The 17,559-nt window shown below is 66.3% G+C and carries 16 protein-coding genes; 12 read left to right on the top strand and 4 right to left on the bottom strand.

The window, feature by feature from the left end:
- Positions 1–76 precede the first annotated feature (76 nt).
- A complete protein-coding gene (locus EGJ34_RS07705) occupies positions 77–1,474 on the top strand; it encodes an efflux transporter outer membrane subunit (RefSeq protein ID WP_125359914.1) in 1,398 nt (465 codons plus the stop codon).
- Between the two features lie 33 nt (positions 1,475–1,507).
- On the opposite strand, the gene EGJ34_RS07700 is transcribed toward EGJ34_RS07705, so the two are convergent.
- From EGJ34_RS07700 to EGJ34_RS07690, 3 genes are all read right to left on the bottom strand, one after another.
- On the bottom strand, positions 1,508–1,933 hold the full coding sequence (locus EGJ34_RS07700) for a low affinity iron permease family protein (protein WP_125359913.1): 426 nt from the start codon (positions 1,931–1,933) through the stop codon (positions 1,508–1,510).
- A gap of 69 nt (positions 1,934–2,002) precedes the next feature.
- Positions 2,003–2,338 (bottom strand): hypothetical protein, encoded by a 336-nt coding sequence (locus tag EGJ34_RS07695; protein WP_125359912.1) that lies wholly within the window; start codon positions 2,336–2,338, stop codon positions 2,003–2,005.
- Between the two features lie 354 nt (positions 2,339–2,692).
- On the bottom strand, positions 2,693–3,145 hold the full coding sequence (locus EGJ34_RS07690) for a nucleoside deaminase (protein WP_125359911.1): 453 nt from the start codon (positions 3,143–3,145) through the stop codon (positions 2,693–2,695).
- Positions 3,146–3,242: 97 nt separating this feature from the next.
- Between EGJ34_RS07690 and ubiE the strand changes: the two genes are divergently transcribed.
- The 4 genes from ubiE to EGJ34_RS07670 all read left to right on the top strand — a co-directional run bounded on the left by ubiE (position 3,243) and on the right by EGJ34_RS07670 (position 7,809).
- Positions 3,243–4,004, top strand: a complete 762-nt coding sequence (gene ubiE, locus EGJ34_RS07685) for a bifunctional demethylmenaquinone methyltransferase/2-methoxy-6-polyprenyl-1,4-benzoquinol methylase UbiE (protein WP_125359910.1) — start codon at positions 3,243–3,245, stop codon at positions 4,002–4,004.
- Between the two features lie 68 nt (positions 4,005–4,072).
- Entirely contained in the window at positions 4,073–4,939 is an 867-nt protein-coding gene (locus EGJ34_RS07680; RefSeq protein ID WP_125359909.1) for a diguanylate cyclase, read from the top strand.
- A gap of 82 nt (positions 4,940–5,021) precedes the next feature.
- The gene (locus tag EGJ34_RS07675; protein ID WP_125359908.1) at positions 5,022–6,983 is read left to right on the top strand and encodes a M1 family metallopeptidase; all 1,962 of its coding nucleotides are present in this window, start codon (positions 5,022–5,024) and stop codon (positions 6,981–6,983) included.
- Between the two features lie 94 nt (positions 6,984–7,077).
- Entirely contained in the window at positions 7,078–7,809 is a 732-nt protein-coding gene (locus tag EGJ34_RS07670) for a hypothetical protein (RefSeq protein ID WP_125359907.1), read from the top strand.
- A gap of 165 nt (positions 7,810–7,974) precedes the next feature.
- Here EGJ34_RS07670 and EGJ34_RS07665 read toward each other — a convergent pair whose 3' ends face one another.
- The gene (locus tag EGJ34_RS07665; protein ID WP_125359906.1) at positions 7,975–8,913 is read right to left on the bottom strand and encodes a carbohydrate kinase family protein; all 939 of its coding nucleotides are present in this window, start codon (positions 8,911–8,913) and stop codon (positions 7,975–7,977) included.
- Positions 8,914–9,188: 275 nt separating this feature from the next.
- On the opposite strand from EGJ34_RS07665, the gene EGJ34_RS07660 reads away from it, so the two are divergent.
- From EGJ34_RS07660 to EGJ34_RS07630, 7 genes are all read left to right on the top strand, one after another.
- A complete protein-coding gene (locus EGJ34_RS07660) occupies positions 9,189–10,235 on the top strand; it encodes a rod shape-determining protein (RefSeq protein ID WP_102947251.1) in 1,047 nt (348 codons plus the stop codon).
- A 12-nt stretch (positions 10,236–10,247) separates the two neighbouring features.
- Positions 10,248–11,270: a rod shape-determining protein MreC gene (gene mreC, locus EGJ34_RS07655; RefSeq protein WP_125359905.1), complete on the top strand. Its 1,023-nt coding sequence runs from the start codon at positions 10,248–10,250 to the stop codon at positions 11,268–11,270.
- Complete coding sequence (mreD, locus tag EGJ34_RS07650; protein WP_125359904.1) at positions 11,267–11,752, top strand: rod shape-determining protein MreD; 486 nt, start codon at positions 11,267–11,269, stop codon at positions 11,750–11,752. The genes mreC and mreD overlap by 4 nt, the downstream gene beginning before the upstream one ends.
- A gap of 1 nt (position 11,753) precedes the next feature.
- The gene (gene mrdA, locus EGJ34_RS07645) at positions 11,754–13,829 is read left to right on the top strand and encodes a penicillin-binding protein 2 (RefSeq protein ID WP_125359903.1); all 2,076 of its coding nucleotides are present in this window, start codon (positions 11,754–11,756) and stop codon (positions 13,827–13,829) included.
- Positions 13,826–14,938 carry a rod shape-determining protein RodA gene (rodA, locus tag EGJ34_RS07640; protein ID WP_125359902.1) on the top strand — a complete coding sequence of 371 codons (1,113 nt, stop codon included), beginning with the start codon at positions 13,826–13,828 and terminating at the stop codon, positions 14,936–14,938. Before mrdA ends, rodA begins: the two co-directional genes overlap by 4 nt.
- Positions 14,939–15,670: 732 nt before the next feature.
- On the top strand, positions 15,671–16,816 hold the full coding sequence (gene mltB, locus EGJ34_RS07635; protein ID WP_125359901.1) for a lytic murein transglycosylase B: 1,146 nt from the start codon (positions 15,671–15,673) through the stop codon (positions 16,814–16,816).
- 8 nt (positions 16,817–16,824) lie between these two features.
- A partial coding sequence (locus tag EGJ34_RS07630; protein ID WP_148100479.1) for a septal ring lytic transglycosylase RlpA family protein occupies positions 16,825–17,559 on the top strand: 735 nt, incomplete at its 3' end.

The following is a 17,559-nucleotide window of genomic DNA, read 5'->3' as shown; positions in this document are numbered from 1 at the left end:
GGCCGTTGGCCGGCCCTCCCGATGCCTGAATTGCTACGTGGTGCCGGCCAACGGCCGGCGCTACCGGAGTCATCCCATGAAACAGTTTTCCCTTGCGCTTTCCATCGCGGCGGTCCTGGTCGCCTCCGGCTGCGGCATGCTTGAGCCGCGCAGCACCGAGGTCGCACCGGCGATCCCTTCGCAGTGGCCGGCCACTGCTTCAACCGCTCCGGCGGTCGACGTGGACGCCATCGGCTGGCGCGACTACTTTGTCGATGCCCGTCTGCAGGCCGTCATCGACCAGGCGCTGGATAACAATCGTGACCTGCGCGTGGCTGTGCTCAACGTTGAAAAGGCCCGCGCCCAGTACCGCATCCAGCGCGCAGACCGGGTGCCGGCCGTCGCCGCACAGGGCCAGATGACCCGCACCGGCGGCGACGCGCCGGTGGCCGAGCAGTTCAGCGCCAACCTCGGCGTGGCCGAGTTCGAGCTGGACCTGTTCGGGCGCGTTCGCAACCTCAGCGAAGCCGCGCTGCAGCAGTACTTCGCCGAAGCAGCGAACCGTCGCAGCGCTCAGCTGTCGCTGGTGGCCGAAGTGGCCACTGCCTGGTTGACCCTGGGCGCGGACCGCGAACAGCTGCGCATCGCCGAGGACACCCTGGCCGCACATCTGGATTCGCTTCGACTGACCGAAGCGCGCCAGCGCCTGGGTGGCGCATCAGCGCTGGAACTGAGCCAGACGCGCACCCTGGTGGAAACCGCGCGCGCCGACGTGGCCCGGTATCAGGGGCAGGTCGCGCAGGACCGAAACGCGCTGACGCTGCTGGCCGGTGGACCGGTCGATGACGGTGCATTGCCTGACGCAGCCGTGCGGGATGTGGCGGCCGTGCGTGCCATTCCGGCCGGCGTGCCCGGCGAGGTGCTGCTGCGTCGGCCCGACGTGATGTCGGCCGAACACCTGCTGCTGTCCGCCAACGCCAACATCGGCGCGGCGCGCGCGGCCTTCTTCCCGTCCATTCGTCTGACCGGCAGCATCGGGTCGGCCTCGGACGAGCTGTCGGGCCTGTTCGACAGCGGCACCCGGGTGTGGAGTTTCATGCCGCAGATCAGCATCCCCATCTTCCAGGGCGGCAAGCTGCGCGCTGGACTGGGTGTAGCCAATGCCAACCGGGACATCGCCCTGGCCCAGTACGAGAAGGCGATCCAGTCCGGCTTCCGCGAGGCCGCCGATGCACTGGCACTCAATGACAGCCTGGATGCACAGCTGGAGGCGCAGCAGGCGCTTGTCGCGGCGGCCGAACAGGCGCAGACACTGTCGCAGGCGCGCTATGACGCGGGCCTGGACAGTTTCCTGACCTTGCTGGATGCGCGTCGCACCGCTTACGCCGCGCGGCAGTCGCTGGTGGCCACGCAGCTGGCACAGCAGTCCAACCAGGTGGCGCTGTACAAGGTGCTGGGTGGCGGCTGGCATGAGCGCGGCGTGGCCGCGCGCTGATCTGAAAATGGCGTAGAGCCACGCCCTGCGTGGCTACGATGGGTCGTCTGGCGTTGCAGCCACGCAGGGCGTGGCTCTACGGCGGTCCAAGGCCGCGCGCGCCGCCTGGGCCATCTGCTCGTACTCGCGGCGGATCTGCTCGAGCCGGTCTTCATCGAGCTCCTCCAGATCCAGCAGCTCGTTATTGGCCTCTGCCACGGCGCGGATCAGTTCGTCCAGCTTGATCTGTACGGCGGCGGCATCCGCGTTCTGGGTATGCTGGATCAGGAACACCATCAGAAAGGTGATGATCGTGGTGCCGGTGTTGATCACCAGCTGCCACGTATCGTTGAACTGGAACACCGGGCCGGTCACGGCCCAGATCACCACGATCGCGACAGCCGCCAGGAATGTCCAAGGCCGCCCGGTCGCCCGGGCGGCCTTCTTGGCAACCGCGTTGAACAGATCACGCAGATTCATTGCTCGCACCCCCAGCCCGGATGGCGGGCATCTTCAGCGGCGCGGCGTGTAGGGCCCGTGCAGCAACGCTCAGGCGCTGGCGGCGATCAGCCGCGGGCGGGCGGCGCGGTCGGTGCGGCTGCTCAGATAGACATGTTCCCAGCACTGGTCAACAAAGGCGCGTGCCTCGTCTTCGGTCAGGCGCGGCATGATCTTCAGTGCGTATTCCTTCTGGAAGGCTTCATCGCGCTCCTCGTCGCTGGCGCGCGGATGGGTGATCAGCGAATCGCAGGCGAACTTGATCCACGGCACAAAGTGGCCGAACGACCCGCCGCCCATGAGGCCGTCGGAGTGACGCTGCCGCCAGTAATTCACTTCGGCTTCCACGTTGATCAAGGCGGGAACGGAAAACGAGGCTGAGGGCATGGTGGTGTCGATTCAAAAAAAGGGAGAGGGGCGCGTGCCAAGCATGCGTAACGTGCAGTGCATGCAACGTAATGGCGATGTGCAGTGCGTGTGGCGACGTCGCGTTGACGCGGCCTGCACGCGGGCATACGCGTACGACCACCGTAGGCGCATGCGCCCGGACAGTTGTTATCGACGTGTGGTGTTGAAGCGCGCGCAAAGATGCGGATGCGGCGCGGAACGCAGGAAAACGAGTGCTACCAGTGCTTTCGCCGGGCGTGGCGTGTCTGAAGCATTCATGACTACGCGCCTTTGCGGTGCGACAACGTGTCGCAATCTGCGCGCCGTGCGTTGCGGCGCGCAGATCCTGCGCAATTATTCGCCGATATCTTCGTTCCAGATGTCCGGGTTCGCGGAAATGAATCCGCCCAGCAGGTCGATGCACTCCTGGTTCTGCAGGTCGATCACCTGCACGCCGTTCTCACGCAGCCAGTCGATCCCGCCCTGGAAGGTAACCGACTCACCCACCACCACGGTGCCGATGTTGAACTGCCGCACCAGCCCGCTGCAGTACCAGCACGGGGCCAGCGTGGTGACCATGATCGTGTCACGGTAGCGGCGTTGGCGGCCCGCTTTGCGGAAGGCGTCGGTTTCGCCATGCACCGAGGGGTCACCTTCCTGCACCCGGCGGTTGTGGCCGCAGCCGAGCAGGCGACCGTCGTTGTGGTACAGGGCCGCGCCGATCGGAATGCCACCTTCAGCCAGGCCCTGACGGGCTTCGGCAATGGCGGTCTGCAGCAGGGCGGCGTAGTCGGGGGTGGTGATCATGGCGGTTCCTGTCCAAAGTGACCGCCATGATAGGCGGCACCGCCCGTGTTGGCTGCCCCGGGTGCCGCGGACGTCCCGGCAGTGCGATAATCGGGGCATGAGCGAATCCCCCTACAAGACTGGCACCACCCATTTCGGCTTCCGTGACGTTGCCGCCAAGGACAAGCAGAAGCTGGTGGGCGAAGTGTTCACCTCGGTCGCGCGCAACTACGACCTGATGAACGACCTGATGAGCCTGGGCATCCACCGGGCGTGGAAGCGCTACTACGTAGCCACCGCGCACGTGAAGCCTGGCGACCGCGTGCTCGACCTGGCCGGCGGCACCGGCGACATCGCCGCGCTGATCAAGGAGCGGGTAGGGGAGGACGGCGAGGTGGTGCTGGGCGACATCAATGCCGGCATGCTCTCGGTCGGGCGCGACCGCCTGACCAACCGCGGGCTGGTGTCCGGCCTGCATTACGTGCAGTGCAACGCCGAGGCGCTGCCGTTCCCGGACAACAGCTTCGACCTGGTGACCATCGCCTTCGGCCTGCGTAATGTCACCGACAAGGACGCCGGCCTGCGTGAGATGTACCGCGTGCTCAAGGTGGGCGGCCAGGCGCGGGTGCTGGAGTTCTCGGAAGTCACCGCCGACTGGTTCAAGCCGATCTACGACTTCCATTCGTTCAAGATCCTGCCCAAGCTGGGTCAGCTGTTCGCGCGCGACGCCGACAGCTACCAGTACCTGGCCGAGAGCATCCGCAAGCACCCGCCGCAGGAGCAGCTCAAGACCATGATGGGCGAGGCCGGCTTTGCCCGCTGCCATTACAGGAACCTGACCGGCGGGATCGTGTCGATCCACTCCGGCTACAAGGTTTGAGACATCGGTCAGGTTCCCGTCGGGGAACCTCGTCCACACTGCGGGCAGGCTGTTGAAGAGGGCCTGCCATGCATCTCTACCGCGGCCTGGCCCGCGTGTTTCCCCGGTCATTCAGCGCCCGGCTGATGACCGTGGTGTTTGTCGGCGTGCACGTGCCGCTGCTGGTGCTGCTGGCATGGATGGCGCTGAGCGGGCATTACCAGCATGAGACCCTGTGGACGGTTGTTGCCGTGGTGCTGGGGGCGACACTGGTTGGCACGATCATGGCGATGGCCGCGCTGTACCGGCTGATGGCTCCGCTGCGGCAGGCCGCCGAAGCGCTTGAAGCCTACTATTCCGAGCAGCGCCTGCCGCACCTGCCTGACCTTGGGCACGACGAGATCGGTCGCCTGCTGCGCAGCATCAACCGAAGCCTGCATGGCGTGGATGCCGGTCTGCGCGACCTGCGCCGCAGCGTGCTGCAGGACCCGCTGACCCAGGCCTTGAACCGGCGCGGCTGCGAGCAGGCGCTGGACCGCTCGGCGAGCCTGGCGCAGTCGCAGGACAGCCCGTTCACGCTGTTCGTGGTGGACCTGGACAACCTCAAGCCGATCAATGACGCCCATGGTCATCTGGCCGGCGACCAGGCCTTGATCCAGGTGGTGGAGAGCGCGCGCCGCTGGTTGCAGCCCAGTGACTGGATCGGCCGTTGGGGGGGCGACGAATTTCTGCTGGCCGTGCATGCCGATCACGCCGATGCCTGTGCGCGCCTGCGGCGCTGGCTGGCGGAACTGGCCGAACCGGTCAATCCGGGCGATCCGGCCCTGCACGCCAGTGCCGGCGGTGCTAGCTACCGGTCCGGTGCGGACCTGCGTGAGCTGTACCGCCGCGCCGATGCGGCCATGTACCGGGCCAAGTACGCGGGCGGTGCCCGGCTGCTGTGCGAGGGAGACTGAATGGGGCAGCGACCTGCTGCCGCGCCGCCGGCCGGCCCGGAGAGGCGTAAACTGGGGGTTTCACCCTGACCGGTCCCGATTGATGCGATCCCCGTTCCTGTTGATTCCCCTGGCCGTTGCCCTGGCCGCCGGCTGCTCGAAGGAGTCCGCCGCGCCCACCGCCGAGCCCGCCGCCCAACCTGCTGCCGCCACCGCCGTGAAAGCTGAAAACCGCAACCATGACGAAAGCTCCTACGCCGAGCCGGACAAGGTCGTCATCAAGGACCTGGCGCTGGACCTGAAGCTGGACTTCGACAACAAGCAGATCGGTGGTACCGCCACCTACACGCTGGACTGGAAGGACAAAGGGGCCAAGCAGCTGGTGCTGGACACCCGCGAACTGACCATAGAAAAGGTCGAAGCCGTGGCTGCCGATGGCAAGACCGCGCCGCTGCAGTTCGCACTGGCCGCTGCCGACAAGGTGTTCGGCAGCAAGCTGACCATTGAAACCCCGGAACAGCCGGCCAAGGTGGCGATCACCTACCGCACCGCGCCGACCGCCTCCGGCCTGCAGTGGCTGGAGCCTTCGATGACCGAAGGCAAGCAGCTGCCCTTCATGTTCAGCCAGTCGCAGGCCATCCACGCCCGCTCCTGGGTGCCGCTGCAGGACACCCCGAGCGTGCGCTTCACCTACAGCGCGCATGTGACCTCGCGTCCGGACGTGATGGTGCTGATGAGCGCCGACAACGATCCGAAGGCGGCGCGTGACGGTGATTACACCTTCAAGATGCCGCAGCCGATCCCGTCCTACCTGCTGGCCATCGCCGCTGGTGATCTGGTGTTCGAGCCGATCTCCGGTCGCTCCGGTGTGTGGGCCGAACCGACCATGGTCGGCAAGGCCGCCAAGGAATTCGAAGACACCGAGAAGATGATCGGTGCCGCCGAGAAGCTCTACGGCGAATACCGCTGGGGTCGCTACGACATGCTGGTACTGCCGCCGTCGTTCCCGTTCGGCGGCATGGAAAATCCGCGCCTGACCTTCGCCACCCCGACCGTGATCGTGGGCGACAAGTCGCTGGTTTCGCTGGTTGCCCATGAGCTGGCGCACAGCTGGTCGGGCAACCTGGTAACCAACTCCAGCTGGAAGGACATCTGGCTCAACGAGGGCTTCACCACCTACGTGCAGGGCCGCATCACCGAAGCGCTGTACGGTCAGGAGATGGCCGAGATGGAGCGCGAGATCGACCAGAACGACCTGCTGGCCGAGGTCAAGGACATGAGCCCGGCCGACCAGGCCCTGGCGCTGCCGCCGCTGACCGAGCGTGACCCGGACGAGGCGCTGAGCAACGTGGCCTACGTCAAGGGTTCCTGGTTCCTGCAGTTCCTGGAACAGCGCTTCGGCCGCGAAACCTTCGACCCGTTCCTGCGCAGCTGGTTCGATGACCACGCCTTCCAGAGTGCCAACACCGACCAGTTCGTCGAATACCTGAAGAAGAACCTGCTCTCCAAGAAGCCCGGCGCGGTCACCGACGCCGAGCTGAAGGCATGGCTGGACGAACCGGGCATTCCGGCATTCGCGACCAAGGCGCGTTCGCGCAACTTCACCATCGTCGACACCGCCCGCATCAGCTGGGAAGGCAGCGACAGACTGCCCAGCCCGCAGATCACCAGCGAGTGGGGCACCCAGGAATGGGTCCACTTCATCGACGGCATGGGCAAGACCCTGCCGGTGGAGAAGCTGGCCGCGCTGGACCGTGCGTATCACTTCACCGGCACCGCCAATGGTGAGATCGCGATGCGCTGGTACCCGCTGGCCATCCGCAGTGGCTACGCCGAAGCCAACGAAGCCGCCGGAGCGTTCATCGAGCGCGTCGGCCGCCGCAAATTGATCCTGCCGATCTACGCCGAGCTGGTGAAGACCCCGGAAGGCCTGGCGTTCGCCAAGGCCGCTTTCGAGAAGGCCAAGCCGGGCTACCACCCGATCACCACCGCCTCGGTGCAGGACATGCTGGACAAGGCGTCGCCGGCCCCGGCCGCGGCCTCCGCCCCGGCACCCGCTCCGTAAACAGAGCGGCGATGCAGCAACGAAGACGGCGGGGGAAACCCCGCCGTTTTTCGTTTCGGTACACTCCGTGGACGCTTTGAAACCGGACCCTGCCATGAAAAAACTGATCCTCCTCGCCGCCTGCACACTGGCGCTGGCCGCCTGCACCGATCCGGAAAAGGAGCGCCAGGCCCAGGAGGCCGCGGCCGCTGCGGCCAAGGCCGCGAAAGAGGAGAAAGCCGAAGGCGTGGCCAAGCAGTACGACATGGCGGTCGCGGCGCAGGATTGGGAAAAGGCCCGCATCCACGGCGGTTCGCTGCTGGACATCTACAAGGACACCGACGTCGCCGCGCGCATCCAGCCCGGTTTTGCCGAGGTCAAGGCCAAGGCCGAGGCCGCGCGCGACCTGCGCCGCATGCAGGGGCTGTGGCACTACAACACGATCCCGGTGGGCACCAAGGGCAGCCAGATCTCCGCGTCGATCTACAGCAAGGAGCGCGTGGACGTGGACGGCAGCGGCCCAAAGCCGGTGCAGCTGGTGTTTCGCGATCATCCCGAATGGAAGCGTCACGCCTATCTGGTGCTGCAGGCCGGTGATTTCCGCTGCCCGCAGTGCACGGTCAAGGTCACAGTGGACGACGGCAAGCCGGTCAACATGGCCGCCTGGCGGCCCAAGACCGACGAGGCCATCGCCATGTTCATCACCGACCAGAAGGCGCTGTGGAAGCTCGCCCGCAAGGGCAAGTCGATCAGCATCGAGTTCCCGGTCAAGGCCGGCGGCACCCGCACCGCCGTCTTCGAAACCGGCGGCGTGGACGCCAGCCGCATGCCCAACTGGTGGAATTGAGCGAAGAGCAGCCGGGCAAGCCCGGCTCTACAACGTAACCCTTCTGGAGGAACAGCCCCCTTCTGTTAAGGGGGCGCGCCGACAGGCGCGGGGATAGGAGGCATGTTTCGGGGCCCACGATTCGCTACGCGAATCGCGGGCGAGCAATTGAAGCAGCAGCTTCGGTTACGCGTTAAGCGCGTAACCGAACTGCTGCTTGAATTGCTCGTTGAACTCGTCAAAGGTGAACCGCTGGTTCTGCGTGCCCGGGTGTTCCACCTTCAGCGCGCCCATCAGGTTGCCCATGCGGCCGATGGTCAGCCAGTCGTAGCCCTTCTCGATGCCGTAGATCAGGCCGGCGCGGAATGCGTCGCCACAGCCGGTCGGATCGACCACGCGGCGCTCGTGCGCCGGCGGGATGTCGTAGGTCTTTTCCGGGGTGTGGATCACCGCGCCCTTCGGGCCACGGGTGGTGATGTAGGCCTTGACCCGGCTCACGATCTCCTTTTCGTCCCAGCCGGTGCGTTCCTGCAGCAGGTTGGACTCGTAGTCGTTGACCACCACGTAGTCGGCCTGTTCGATGAAGGTGCGCAGTTCCGGGCCGTTGAACAGCGGCATGGCCTGGCCCGGGTCGAAGATGAACGGCACGCCGCCGGCGGAGAATTCCTCGGCGTTCTGGATCATGCCTTCGCGGCCGTCCGGCCCGACCAGGCCCAGGGTCACGCCCGGCACGTCCTTCACGTGGTTCTCGTACGAACGCATCATCGCGCCCGGGTGGAAGGCGGTGATCTGGTTGTTGTCGTGGTCGGTGGTGATGAACGCCTGCGGGGTGAACAGTTCGTCGATCACCTTGACCCGGCTCAGGTCGATGCCCAGGCCCTGGAAGTACTCGCGGTATGGGCCGAAGTCCGAACCCACCGTGCCCATCGGGATCGGCGAACCGCCCAGCAGGTGCAGGTTGTAGGCGATGTTGCCGGCGCAGCCGCCGAATTCGCGGCGCATGCGCGGCACCAGGAACGACACGTTCAGGATGTGCACCTTGTCCGGCAGGATGTGATTCTTGAACTGGTCCGGGAACACCATGATGGTGTCGAAGGCAAGAGAACCACAGATCAAAGCGGACATCGAATAAGCCTATGCGAAAGGGGTCTGGGGGCCCGGCAGCCGGGCATCAAAACGGCGCCATCCGGCACCCAATGGCGCAAAGGTTAACGGGTGAATGGCCTAAGGGCCAGAACCCGAGGTGATCCGGTCCGCCTGAATGGCCGTGAAGGCAAGCTTTCCGCCAGATTTCTCCTTGCTCGCGCAGAGGCGGATTGCTAGGCTTGTCGACCTCGATTTCTGCCCATTTTTTCGCCATCCCGCGGCGGGCACGACACCCCTCAGGACTCCTTCCTCAGATGTTCAAGAAACTGCGTGGCATGTTCTCCAATGACCTGTCCATCGACCTGGGCACGGCCAACACCCTCATCTACGTGCGCGGGCAGGGGATCGTGCTGAACGAGCCGTCGGTCGTGGCCGTGCGCCAGGACCGCGCGATCGGCGGCACCCGCTCGGTCGCCGCGGTCGGTGCCGAGGCCAAGCAGATGCTCGGCCGTACCCCGGGCCACATCACCACCATCCGCCCGATGAAGGACGGCGTCATCGCCGATTTCACCTACACCGAGGCCATGCTCAAGCACTTCATCAAGAAGGTGCACAAGTCGCGCGTGCTGCGCCCGAGCCCGCGCGTGCTGGTCTGCGTGCCGGCCGGCTCGACCCAGGTCGAGCGCCGCGCCATCAAGGAATCGGCTGAGGAAGCCGGTGCCCGCGACGTGTTCCTGATCGAAGAACCCATGGCCGCTGCCATCGGTGCCGGCATGCCGGTCACCGAAGCGCGTGGTTCGATGGTCATCGACATCGGCGGCGGCACCACCGAAGTGGCGGTGATCTCGCTGAACGGCATCGTCTATTCGGCGTCGGTCCGCATCGGCGGCGACCGCTTCGACGAGTCGATCACCAACTACGTGCGCCGCAACCACGGCATGCTGATCGGTGAAGCTACCGCCGAGCGCATCAAGGTCGAACTGGGCTGCGCCTACCCGCAGGCCGAGGTCATCGAGATGGAGATCTCCGGCCGCAACCTCGCCGAGGGCGTGCCGAAGATGATCAAGATCAACTCCAACGAAGTGCTCGAAGCCCTGCATGAACCACTGTCGGGCATCGTCAGCGCGGTCAAGCTGGCGCTGGAGCAGACCCCGCCGGAACTGTGCGCCGACGTCGCCGAGCGCGGCATCGTGCTCACCGGTGGCGGCGCGCTGCTGCGCGACCTGGACCGCCTGATCTCCGAGGAAACCGGCCTGCACGTGCAGGTGGCCGATGATCCGCTCACCTGCGTGGCACGTGGCGGTGGCCGCGCGCTGGAGCTGGTGGACATGCATGGCAACGAGTTCTTCGCGCCGGAATAAGCGGTTCCCACTGTGCCGCCTTATGCCGGACCTCCCGTAGCCTCCCGCCAGGGGGACGCCAGCAGCCCCCTGCGGTTGCTGGCCTACCTGGCCTTGGCCATCATTCTGATCGTGCTGGACGACCAGGCCGGCTGGCTGGCGCGCGCGCGCGCGCAGGCCAACGTGCTGGTGCAGCCGGTATGGGCGCTGGCCGGCCTGCCCGGCCGCCTCGGCACCCAGGTCAAGGACAACGCGGCCAGCCATGGCCAGCTGGTGGCCGAGAATCGCGAGCTGCGCAACCAGCTGCTGATCGCCAACGCCCGCCTGACCCGCCTGCAGACAGCGGCCCTGGACAACGCCCAGTTGCGCGAGCTGCTCAACGTGGCCGAGCGCAGTGGCCTGGATGTGCAGCTGGCCCCGATCCTGGACATCGACCTGGATCCGGTGAAGCAGCGCCTGGTGTTGGCCGCAGGCAGCCGCGATGGCGTGCACATGGGCCAGGCGGTGATCGACGCGGGCGGGCTGATGGGGCAGGTGATCGCCACCACCGGCAGCACCGCGACGGTGCTGCTGCTGACCGACCCCGACCACGCCGTCCCGGTGACCGTGGCGCGCAACGGCGTACGCCTGATCGTGTACGGGCGCGGCGACAGCCTGGAGCTGCGCGACATTCCGCTCAGCGCAGGCGTGGAAGTAGGCGATGAGATCGTCACCTCCGGCCTGGGGGGCCGCTTCCCGGCCGGCTTCCCGGTCGGAAAGATCACCGCACTGCGCCCAGACGACACCCACGCCTTCCTGGTCGGCTCGCTGGAACCCGCGGCCAAGCTCGACCGCGGCCGCGACGTCCTGCTGCTCCGTCCGGGCGCTGCGATTCGAATCCCGCCAAACCTCCGTCTCCCCACCGATGCCCCAGGCGGCCCGGCCGAACCGTCGATTGCGCCTGAAGTCGCGCCGCCTGCCTCTCCGGTGGCACCTCCGGTAGCGCCGGCCGTTGGCCGGCCCACGGAAACCGCGCCACAACCGCAAACCGCGCAACCGCAGGAACCCCAACGATGAGCCGGCTGCGCGACAAAGGCTGGGTCCTGCCGGTCAGCATCATCGTGGCCCTGCTGCTGGGGCTGCTGCCGCTGCCCGAACTGCTGCAGCCGCTGCGCCCTTACTGGCTGGCCCTGGTGCTCGCCTACTGGGTGATCGAAGCTCCCGAGCGCGTCGGCCTCGGTGTGGCCTTCAGCTGCGGCGTGATTGCCGACCTGCTGTACGGCGGGGTGCTCGGTGAACAGGCGCTGCGGCTGGTCATGCTGACCTTCATCCTGCAGCGCTTCCGCGCGCGGATCCGCTTCTTCCCGATGTCGCAGCAGGTGCTGGCGATCGGCGGCCTGCTGTTCAACGACCGCATCGTCAGCGCCGTGGTCCACATCGCGGTGGGCGAACCGACCCTGCCGTGGTCGTACTGGTGGGCTCCGTTGCTGGGCATGGCGCTGTGGCCGCTGGTGTTCGTGCTGCTGGATGCGGTGCGCTTCGGGCGTCGCGGGCGCTGACATGTACATGCGCCGTCCGGCCAAGAACCCCCACGCCGAAGCCGAGCAGTTCCGGCGGCGTGCAGCGCTGGGCTTTCTTGGCGTGCTGGTCTGCCTGCTCGGCCTGGGGGGTTGGTACTTCAAGCTGCAGGTGCTCGACCACGACATCTACGCCACGCGCTCGGAAGCCAACCGCATCAAACCGCGTCCGGTCGTGCCCGGGCGCGGCATGATCTACGACCGCAACGGACGTCTGCTGGCCGAGAACGTGCCGGCGTTCCGCCTCGACATCACCCCGGACAAGGTCAAGGACATGGACGCCACCCTGGCCGGGCTGGCAAAGATCCTGGATGTCAGTCCAGAGGAGATCGAAACCTTCAACAAGTCGCGCAAGGCGCGCCGCAGCTTCCTGCCGGTGACCCTGAAACTGCGGGTGACCGACGAAGAGATGGCCCGCTTCGCAGTCGACCGCTGGCGCTATCCGGGTGTCGAACTCGAGCCCTACCTGACCCGTCGCTACCCGTACGGCGACCTGTTCACCCACATCATCGGCTACGTTGGCCGGGTCGACGACAAAGACCTGGAGATGCTGGGCGAAGGCAATGCGGCGCTGACCCATATCGGCAAGTCGGGGCTGGAGCGCTATTACGAACAGCAGCTGCGCGGCAAGGTGGGCTACGAGCAGGTCGAAACCAATGTGCAGGGTCGCGCGATCCGTACCATCGGACGCGTGGCCGCGCAGTCCGGCAGCGACCTGCGCCTGTCCATCGACGCCGACCTGCAGCGGGCCATGGTCGCCGCCTTCGGCGAATTTGAAGGCTCGGCGGTGGCGATGGACCCGCGCACCGGCGAAATTCTGGCCATGGTCAGCCTGCCATCGTACGACCCGAACCTGTTCGTCAACGGCATCTCGCATGCCGACTTCAAGGAATTGAATGAAAACCCCTCGCGGCCGCAGTTCAACCGCCTGGTGCTGGGCGGCGTGGCCCCGGGTTCCACGATCAAACCCCTGATCGGCCTGGCCGGGCTGGACAGCGGGGTGCGCAAGCCGGAAGACAAGATCTTCTCGAAGGGCATGTTCTACCTGCCCGGCACCTCGCGTGGCTGGGGTGACGCCAACCGGGGCGGACATGGCTGGACCGACCTGCGCAAGTCCATCACCCAGTCGGTCAACACCTATTACTACCAGCTCGCGCTGGACATGGGCATCGAGCGTTTCGACCACTACATGGGCTATTACGGCTTTGGTGAGCCGACCGGCATCGACCTGACCGGCGAGATCGGCGGCATCCTGCCGTCGCCGCAGAACAAGGCCAAATCGCGCAAGGAGCGCTGGTACCCGGGTGATACGGTCAACGTGAGCATCGGCCAGGGCGACTGGAAGGTCACGCCGCTGCAGCTGGTGCACGGCGTTGGCGGCATTGCCGATGGCCAGCTGCGCACCCCGCACCTGGTGATGCAGACGCGCGAGGGTTTCGACGCCGACTGGGCACCCGTGGCCGTCGGCAGGAGCAAGCCGATCAGTCCGAGCGAGAGCAATCTGCAGGCCGTGCGCGAAGGCATGATGGGCACCATGCGCCCCGGCGGCAGTGGTGCGCGCGCCGCGGCCGGCGCGCCGTACACCATTGCCGGCAAGACCGGCACCGCGCAGGTGATCAGCCGCCGCGGTACCGCTGCGGTGAATCCCAAGAGCCTGCCCATGCATCTGCGCCACCGCTCGCTGTTTGTGGGCTTTGCGCCGGCCGAGAATCCGGTGATTGCCGTGGCCATCGCGGTCGAGGGCGGCGGTTACGGCGGCTCGGCCGCGGCACCCATCGCGCGCAAGCTGTTTGACGCCTGGCTGCTCGGCAAGATGCCCGAGGGCATGGAACCGCTGGACAGCGAGCGCGGTACCACCGCCATCGGCCTGACCGCCTTTGACGGCGGCGACAGTGCGGCACGCGCGGCGGGCGACGACGCGGCGATGGTGCTGGACGTGCTGCCGGTGATGGTCGGCACGCAGATGCCGGTCACACCGCCTGCGCCGCAGCCCGGCGCTCCTTCGCCCGCTGCGGTGGCCCCACCGCCGACCTCGCCGCCACCGGAGCGCAGCCGATGAAAGTATTCCTGCGCTGGGCGACCGACATGGTCGTGCGCTTCTGCAGCACCCTGGACTGGGTGTTGTGCCTGGCACTCGGAGCACTGATGGTGATTGGCCTGTCGGTGCTCAAGAGCGCCGGCGGCGACAGCCTGGTGTTCGCCCAAGGGGCGCGATTCGCGGTCGGGCTGGGCGCGATGTGGGCGATCTCGCGGGTACCGATTCTGCGCATGCGCTCGGCCACGCCGCTCATCTATGCCGTTTCGATGATTCCGCTGCTGGCCGTGTTCGTGCTCGGCACCGGCAAATACGGCCGGCAGTGGCTGGACCTCAAGCTGTTCTACCTGCAGCCTGCCGAACTGCTGAAGGTCAGCCTGCCGATGATGGTGGCCTGGTACCTGCACCGCATGCCGCTGCCGCCGCGCTTCAATACCGTGCTGGTCAGCGCGGTGATCATCGGCGTGCCCACTGGTCTGGTCATGCTGCAGCCGGACTTCGGTACCGGCGTGCTGATCGCCGCCAGCGGTGCCTTCGTGCTGCTGCTGGCCGGTCTGCCCTGGTGGTGGGTGGGCGTGGCGGTGGGCGGCGTGGCTGCGGCCGCGCCGGTAGCCTGGATCTGGCTGCTCAGGCCGTACCAGAAAGACCGCATCATGATGTTCCTCGATCCCGAGAGCGATGCGCTGGGCGCGGGCTGGAACATCATCCAGAGCAAGATCGCGATCGGATCCGGTGGACTGGATGGCAAGGGCTGGGGGCAGGGCTCGCAGTCGCATCTGAACTTCATTCCCGAGCAGACCACCGACTTTGCGTTCTCCGTGCTCAGCGAGGAATTCGGCTGGATCGGCGTGGCGGTGGTGCTCACCCTGTATCTGGTGGTGATCGGGCGCTGCCTGTGGATCGCCTCTCAATCGCGCGACTCCTACTCCCGACTGCTGGCCGGGGCGACCGGGCTGGCCTTCTTCGTCTATGTGCTGGTGAACGGCGGCATGATCTCCGGCCTGCTGCCGGTGGTGGGCGTGCCGATGCCGTTGATCAGTTACGGCGGCACTTCCGCCGTCTCGCTGCTGGCCGGCTTTGGCCTGGTCATGGCTGCGCGCGCGCATCAGCCGGTCCACGGCGGCTACAGCTGAGAAGTGCACGCCGCCTCGGCGCTGGCGGCTTTCCGACAGTTACAAAGCCTCGCGTCAAATCACCGCCTGTTCGGGCCTGTGATTTAGTGTGATTTGCGCAAAATTAACATTCGGTCCCGTTTGGACGCTTCAAAACCGGCGTTTTTGGTGCATGACGCGTCAACAAAGTGGCAAAAAAGTGCGATGCAGTGCACAAAAATGAATTCGCTTGATCCGGATCAATGGACATGTCGCAAATGGCACGCACAATGGCGGCCCGTTCAGCAGCCGCGCATCGAGCCAAGCGAAGCGCGAAGGGGAGCTGGGCGGGTAGCAGTTGACCCAACCGATACAGGGGGCGAGGCGTGCGCTGGGGAGTTGCACGTCGCGCCGGTATCAACCGGGTCGGTACGCCGGTTACGTCCGTTGGGGATGGGGACGTAGCCGGCGCACCTTATCGGCCGGAGGCCGGTAAGGTGAGCCGGACTACGTCCGCGCATTCCACCTATCCCCCGCGCCTTCGGCGCGCCCCCCTTAACAAAGGGGGGCTCTCCACCAGACGGGATACGGGTTGCCGCCTACGTAGAGCCGGGCTTGCCCGGCTGACGCGGTAATGATCTGCGCGACACTTCGCCCGGCTGACGGGGCAATGATCTACACGCTGGATTCATGAATTGGCGTTTGTCTACGCAATTCGTTGGGATTCATGGTGTTAGGGGTTTTATTTCATCTTTGACCTGCTAACCTGCGGCGATGATTCGACGCACTCTGGCCTGCATGCTTACGCTCGGTTTGGTTGCCTGCGCGACCCAACCGTCCTCTCCGCCACCGCCGCCGCAGGCGTCAGGGGCTCCGCAGAAACCGGGGGCCGTGCACAAGGGGCCGGCCGAAGCCGCGCCGGAGGCCGCTGCGGCGACCGCGCCACCGGTGGATCTGACCCCGGTGCCGTTTGAAGTGGCCCGCGCCAACTTCGTGCGCGACACGGCAGCCCGATACAACATTCCCGCCGCGCAGATCGAAGCCACGCTTGCCCAGGCGCAGGTGCGCCAGCCGATCATCAATGCGATGTCGCGGCCGGCCGAACGGGTCAAGCCGTGGAACGAGTACCGGCCGATGTTCATCAGCCAGGCACGCATCGACGGCGGAAAGAAGTTCCTGGCCCAGCACCGCGATGAACTGATGCGCGTGCAGGAACGCACCGGTGTGCCGGCCGAAGTGATCGTGGCCATCATCGGTGTGGAAACCAGCTACGGTGCCAACACCGGCAGCTACCGCGTGCTTGATGCACTGTACACGCTGGCCTTCAATTACCCGCGCAGCGGGGACCCGGCCAAGCTCGAACGCGAGGTGCGTCGCGAACTGTACTTCCGCGACGAACTGGCACGCCTGTTCGCACTGACCCGCGACGAACGCCTCGACATCACCGCGATCAAGGGCAGCTATGCCGGCGCGATGGGCATGGGGCAGTTCATGCCGTCCAGCTACCAGGACTTCGCCGTGGACGGCAACGGCGATGGTCGTCGCGACCTGTTCAACAGCTACGACGACGTGTTCTCCTCCATCGCCAACTACTTCGTCAAAAAGGGCGGCTGGGTGCGTGGCGGTCCGGTCGCGGTGCAGGCCACCCTGGCCGCCGGACGCGAACCGTTCGATCCCACCGACTGGACCCCGAGCTGGACCCTGTCCGACCTGGCCCAGCGTGGCTACCAGCCGACCGGCAGCGTGCCGGCGGGTCTGACCGCGACCCCGGTCACGCTCGAGGCCAGCACCGGCAAGCAGTACTGGCTGGGCTTCCAGAACTACTACGCGATCACCCGCTACAACCTTTCCAAAATGTATGCGATGGCCGTGTACCAGCTGTCCCAGGCCATCGCCGGACAGGAGCTGCCGCCGGCATGAACACCTTCGTGCAGTGCAGGGCACTGATGGTCGGTTTACTGGTGCTGGCGCTCGCTGCCTGCAGCAGCGCGCCCAAGAAGCCGGCCAGCGCCGGGGGCAGCGGCAAGAGCACCGGGGCGCTGGTGCAGGGCAAGGGCAAGAGCAGTCGCCCGGGGCATTGTCCGGAGGGCTCGCCCTACCAGGCCGCGACCGAAGATCCCAGCACGCGCGGCAACTACCGCGCGGGCGGTCTGTACAAGCCGGGCGTCAACGACAGCACGCCCTCTTACGTGCCTGACGTGGCCTGCATTCCCGAGCCGGACGTGGTCGATCTGCCGCGTTCGCCCGTGGGTAACAAGTCGCCCTATGTGGTGCTTGGCAAGCAATACCAGGTGATGGACAAGACCAAGGGCTATGCCGAGAAAGGCACCGCCTCGTACTACGGGTCGAAGTTCCACGGACGCCTGACGTCCAACCGCGAGGTGTACGACATGTACGCCTTCACCGCCGCGCACAAGACCCTGCCGCTGCCCAGCTTTGCCCGCGTTACCAACCTCGACAACGGCGAATCCGTGGTGGTGCGGGTGAACGACCGGGGGCCGTTCCATGACGGCCGGGTGATCGATCTCAGCTACGCCGCCGCCGTGCGCCTGGGCATTACCCAGCGTGGCACCGGCAACGTGGAAGTGCGTGCGCTGCAGCCGGGCGACGGCAACCTGCTGGCGGCCAAGCCGTCGCGACGCGAGCAGCGTGCGGCGCAGGCA

It is taken from the genome of Stenotrophomonas sp. 278 (assembly GCF_003935715.1).
Lineage (GTDB): Bacteria > Pseudomonadota > Gammaproteobacteria > Xanthomonadales > Xanthomonadaceae > Stenotrophomonas > Stenotrophomonas maltophilia_AH.
Note: the sequence above shows the minus strand (reverse complement) of the source record. Positions and strands in the feature narration are given on the sequence as shown.

What these genes read in the sequence shown, in the direction of transcription:
- EGJ34_RS07705 (WP_125359914.1), top strand. Translation starts at nt 77, where the DNA reads ATGAAACAGTTTTCCCTTGCGCTTTCCATCGCGGCGGTCCTGGTCGCC.
- EGJ34_RS07700 (WP_125359913.1), bottom strand. Translation starts at nt 1,933, where the DNA reads ATGAATCTGCGTGATCTGTTCAACGCGGTTGCCAAGAAGGCCGCCCGG.
- EGJ34_RS07695 (WP_125359912.1), bottom strand. Translation starts at nt 2,338, where the DNA reads ATGCCCTCAGCCTCGTTTTCCGTTCCCGCCTTGATCAACGTGGAAGCC.
- EGJ34_RS07690 (WP_125359911.1), bottom strand. Translation starts at nt 3,145, where the DNA reads ATGATCACCACCCCCGACTACGCCGCCCTGCTGCAGACCGCCATTGCC.
- ubiE (WP_125359910.1), top strand. Translation starts at nt 3,243, where the DNA reads ATGAGCGAATCCCCCTACAAGACTGGCACCACCCATTTCGGCTTCCGT.
- EGJ34_RS07680 (WP_125359909.1), top strand. Translation starts at nt 4,073, where the DNA reads ATGCATCTCTACCGCGGCCTGGCCCGCGTGTTTCCCCGGTCATTCAGC.
- EGJ34_RS07675 (WP_125359908.1), top strand. Translation starts at nt 5,022, where the DNA reads ATGCGATCCCCGTTCCTGTTGATTCCCCTGGCCGTTGCCCTGGCCGCC.
- EGJ34_RS07670 (WP_125359907.1), top strand. Translation starts at nt 7,078, where the DNA reads ATGAAAAAACTGATCCTCCTCGCCGCCTGCACACTGGCGCTGGCCGCC.
- EGJ34_RS07665 (WP_125359906.1), bottom strand. Translation starts at nt 8,913, where the DNA reads ATGTCCGCTTTGATCTGTGGTTCTCTTGCCTTCGACACCATCATGGTG.
- EGJ34_RS07660 (WP_102947251.1), top strand. Translation starts at nt 9,189, where the DNA reads ATGTTCAAGAAACTGCGTGGCATGTTCTCCAATGACCTGTCCATCGAC.
- mreD (WP_125359904.1), top strand. Translation starts at nt 11,267, where the DNA reads ATGAGCCGGCTGCGCGACAAAGGCTGGGTCCTGCCGGTCAGCATCATC.
- mrdA (WP_125359903.1), top strand. Translation starts at nt 11,754, where the DNA reads ATGTACATGCGCCGTCCGGCCAAGAACCCCCACGCCGAAGCCGAGCAG.
- rodA (WP_125359902.1), top strand. Translation starts at nt 13,826, where the DNA reads ATGAAAGTATTCCTGCGCTGGGCGACCGACATGGTCGTGCGCTTCTGC.
- mltB (WP_125359901.1), top strand. Translation starts at nt 15,671, where the DNA reads ATGATTCGACGCACTCTGGCCTGCATGCTTACGCTCGGTTTGGTTGCC.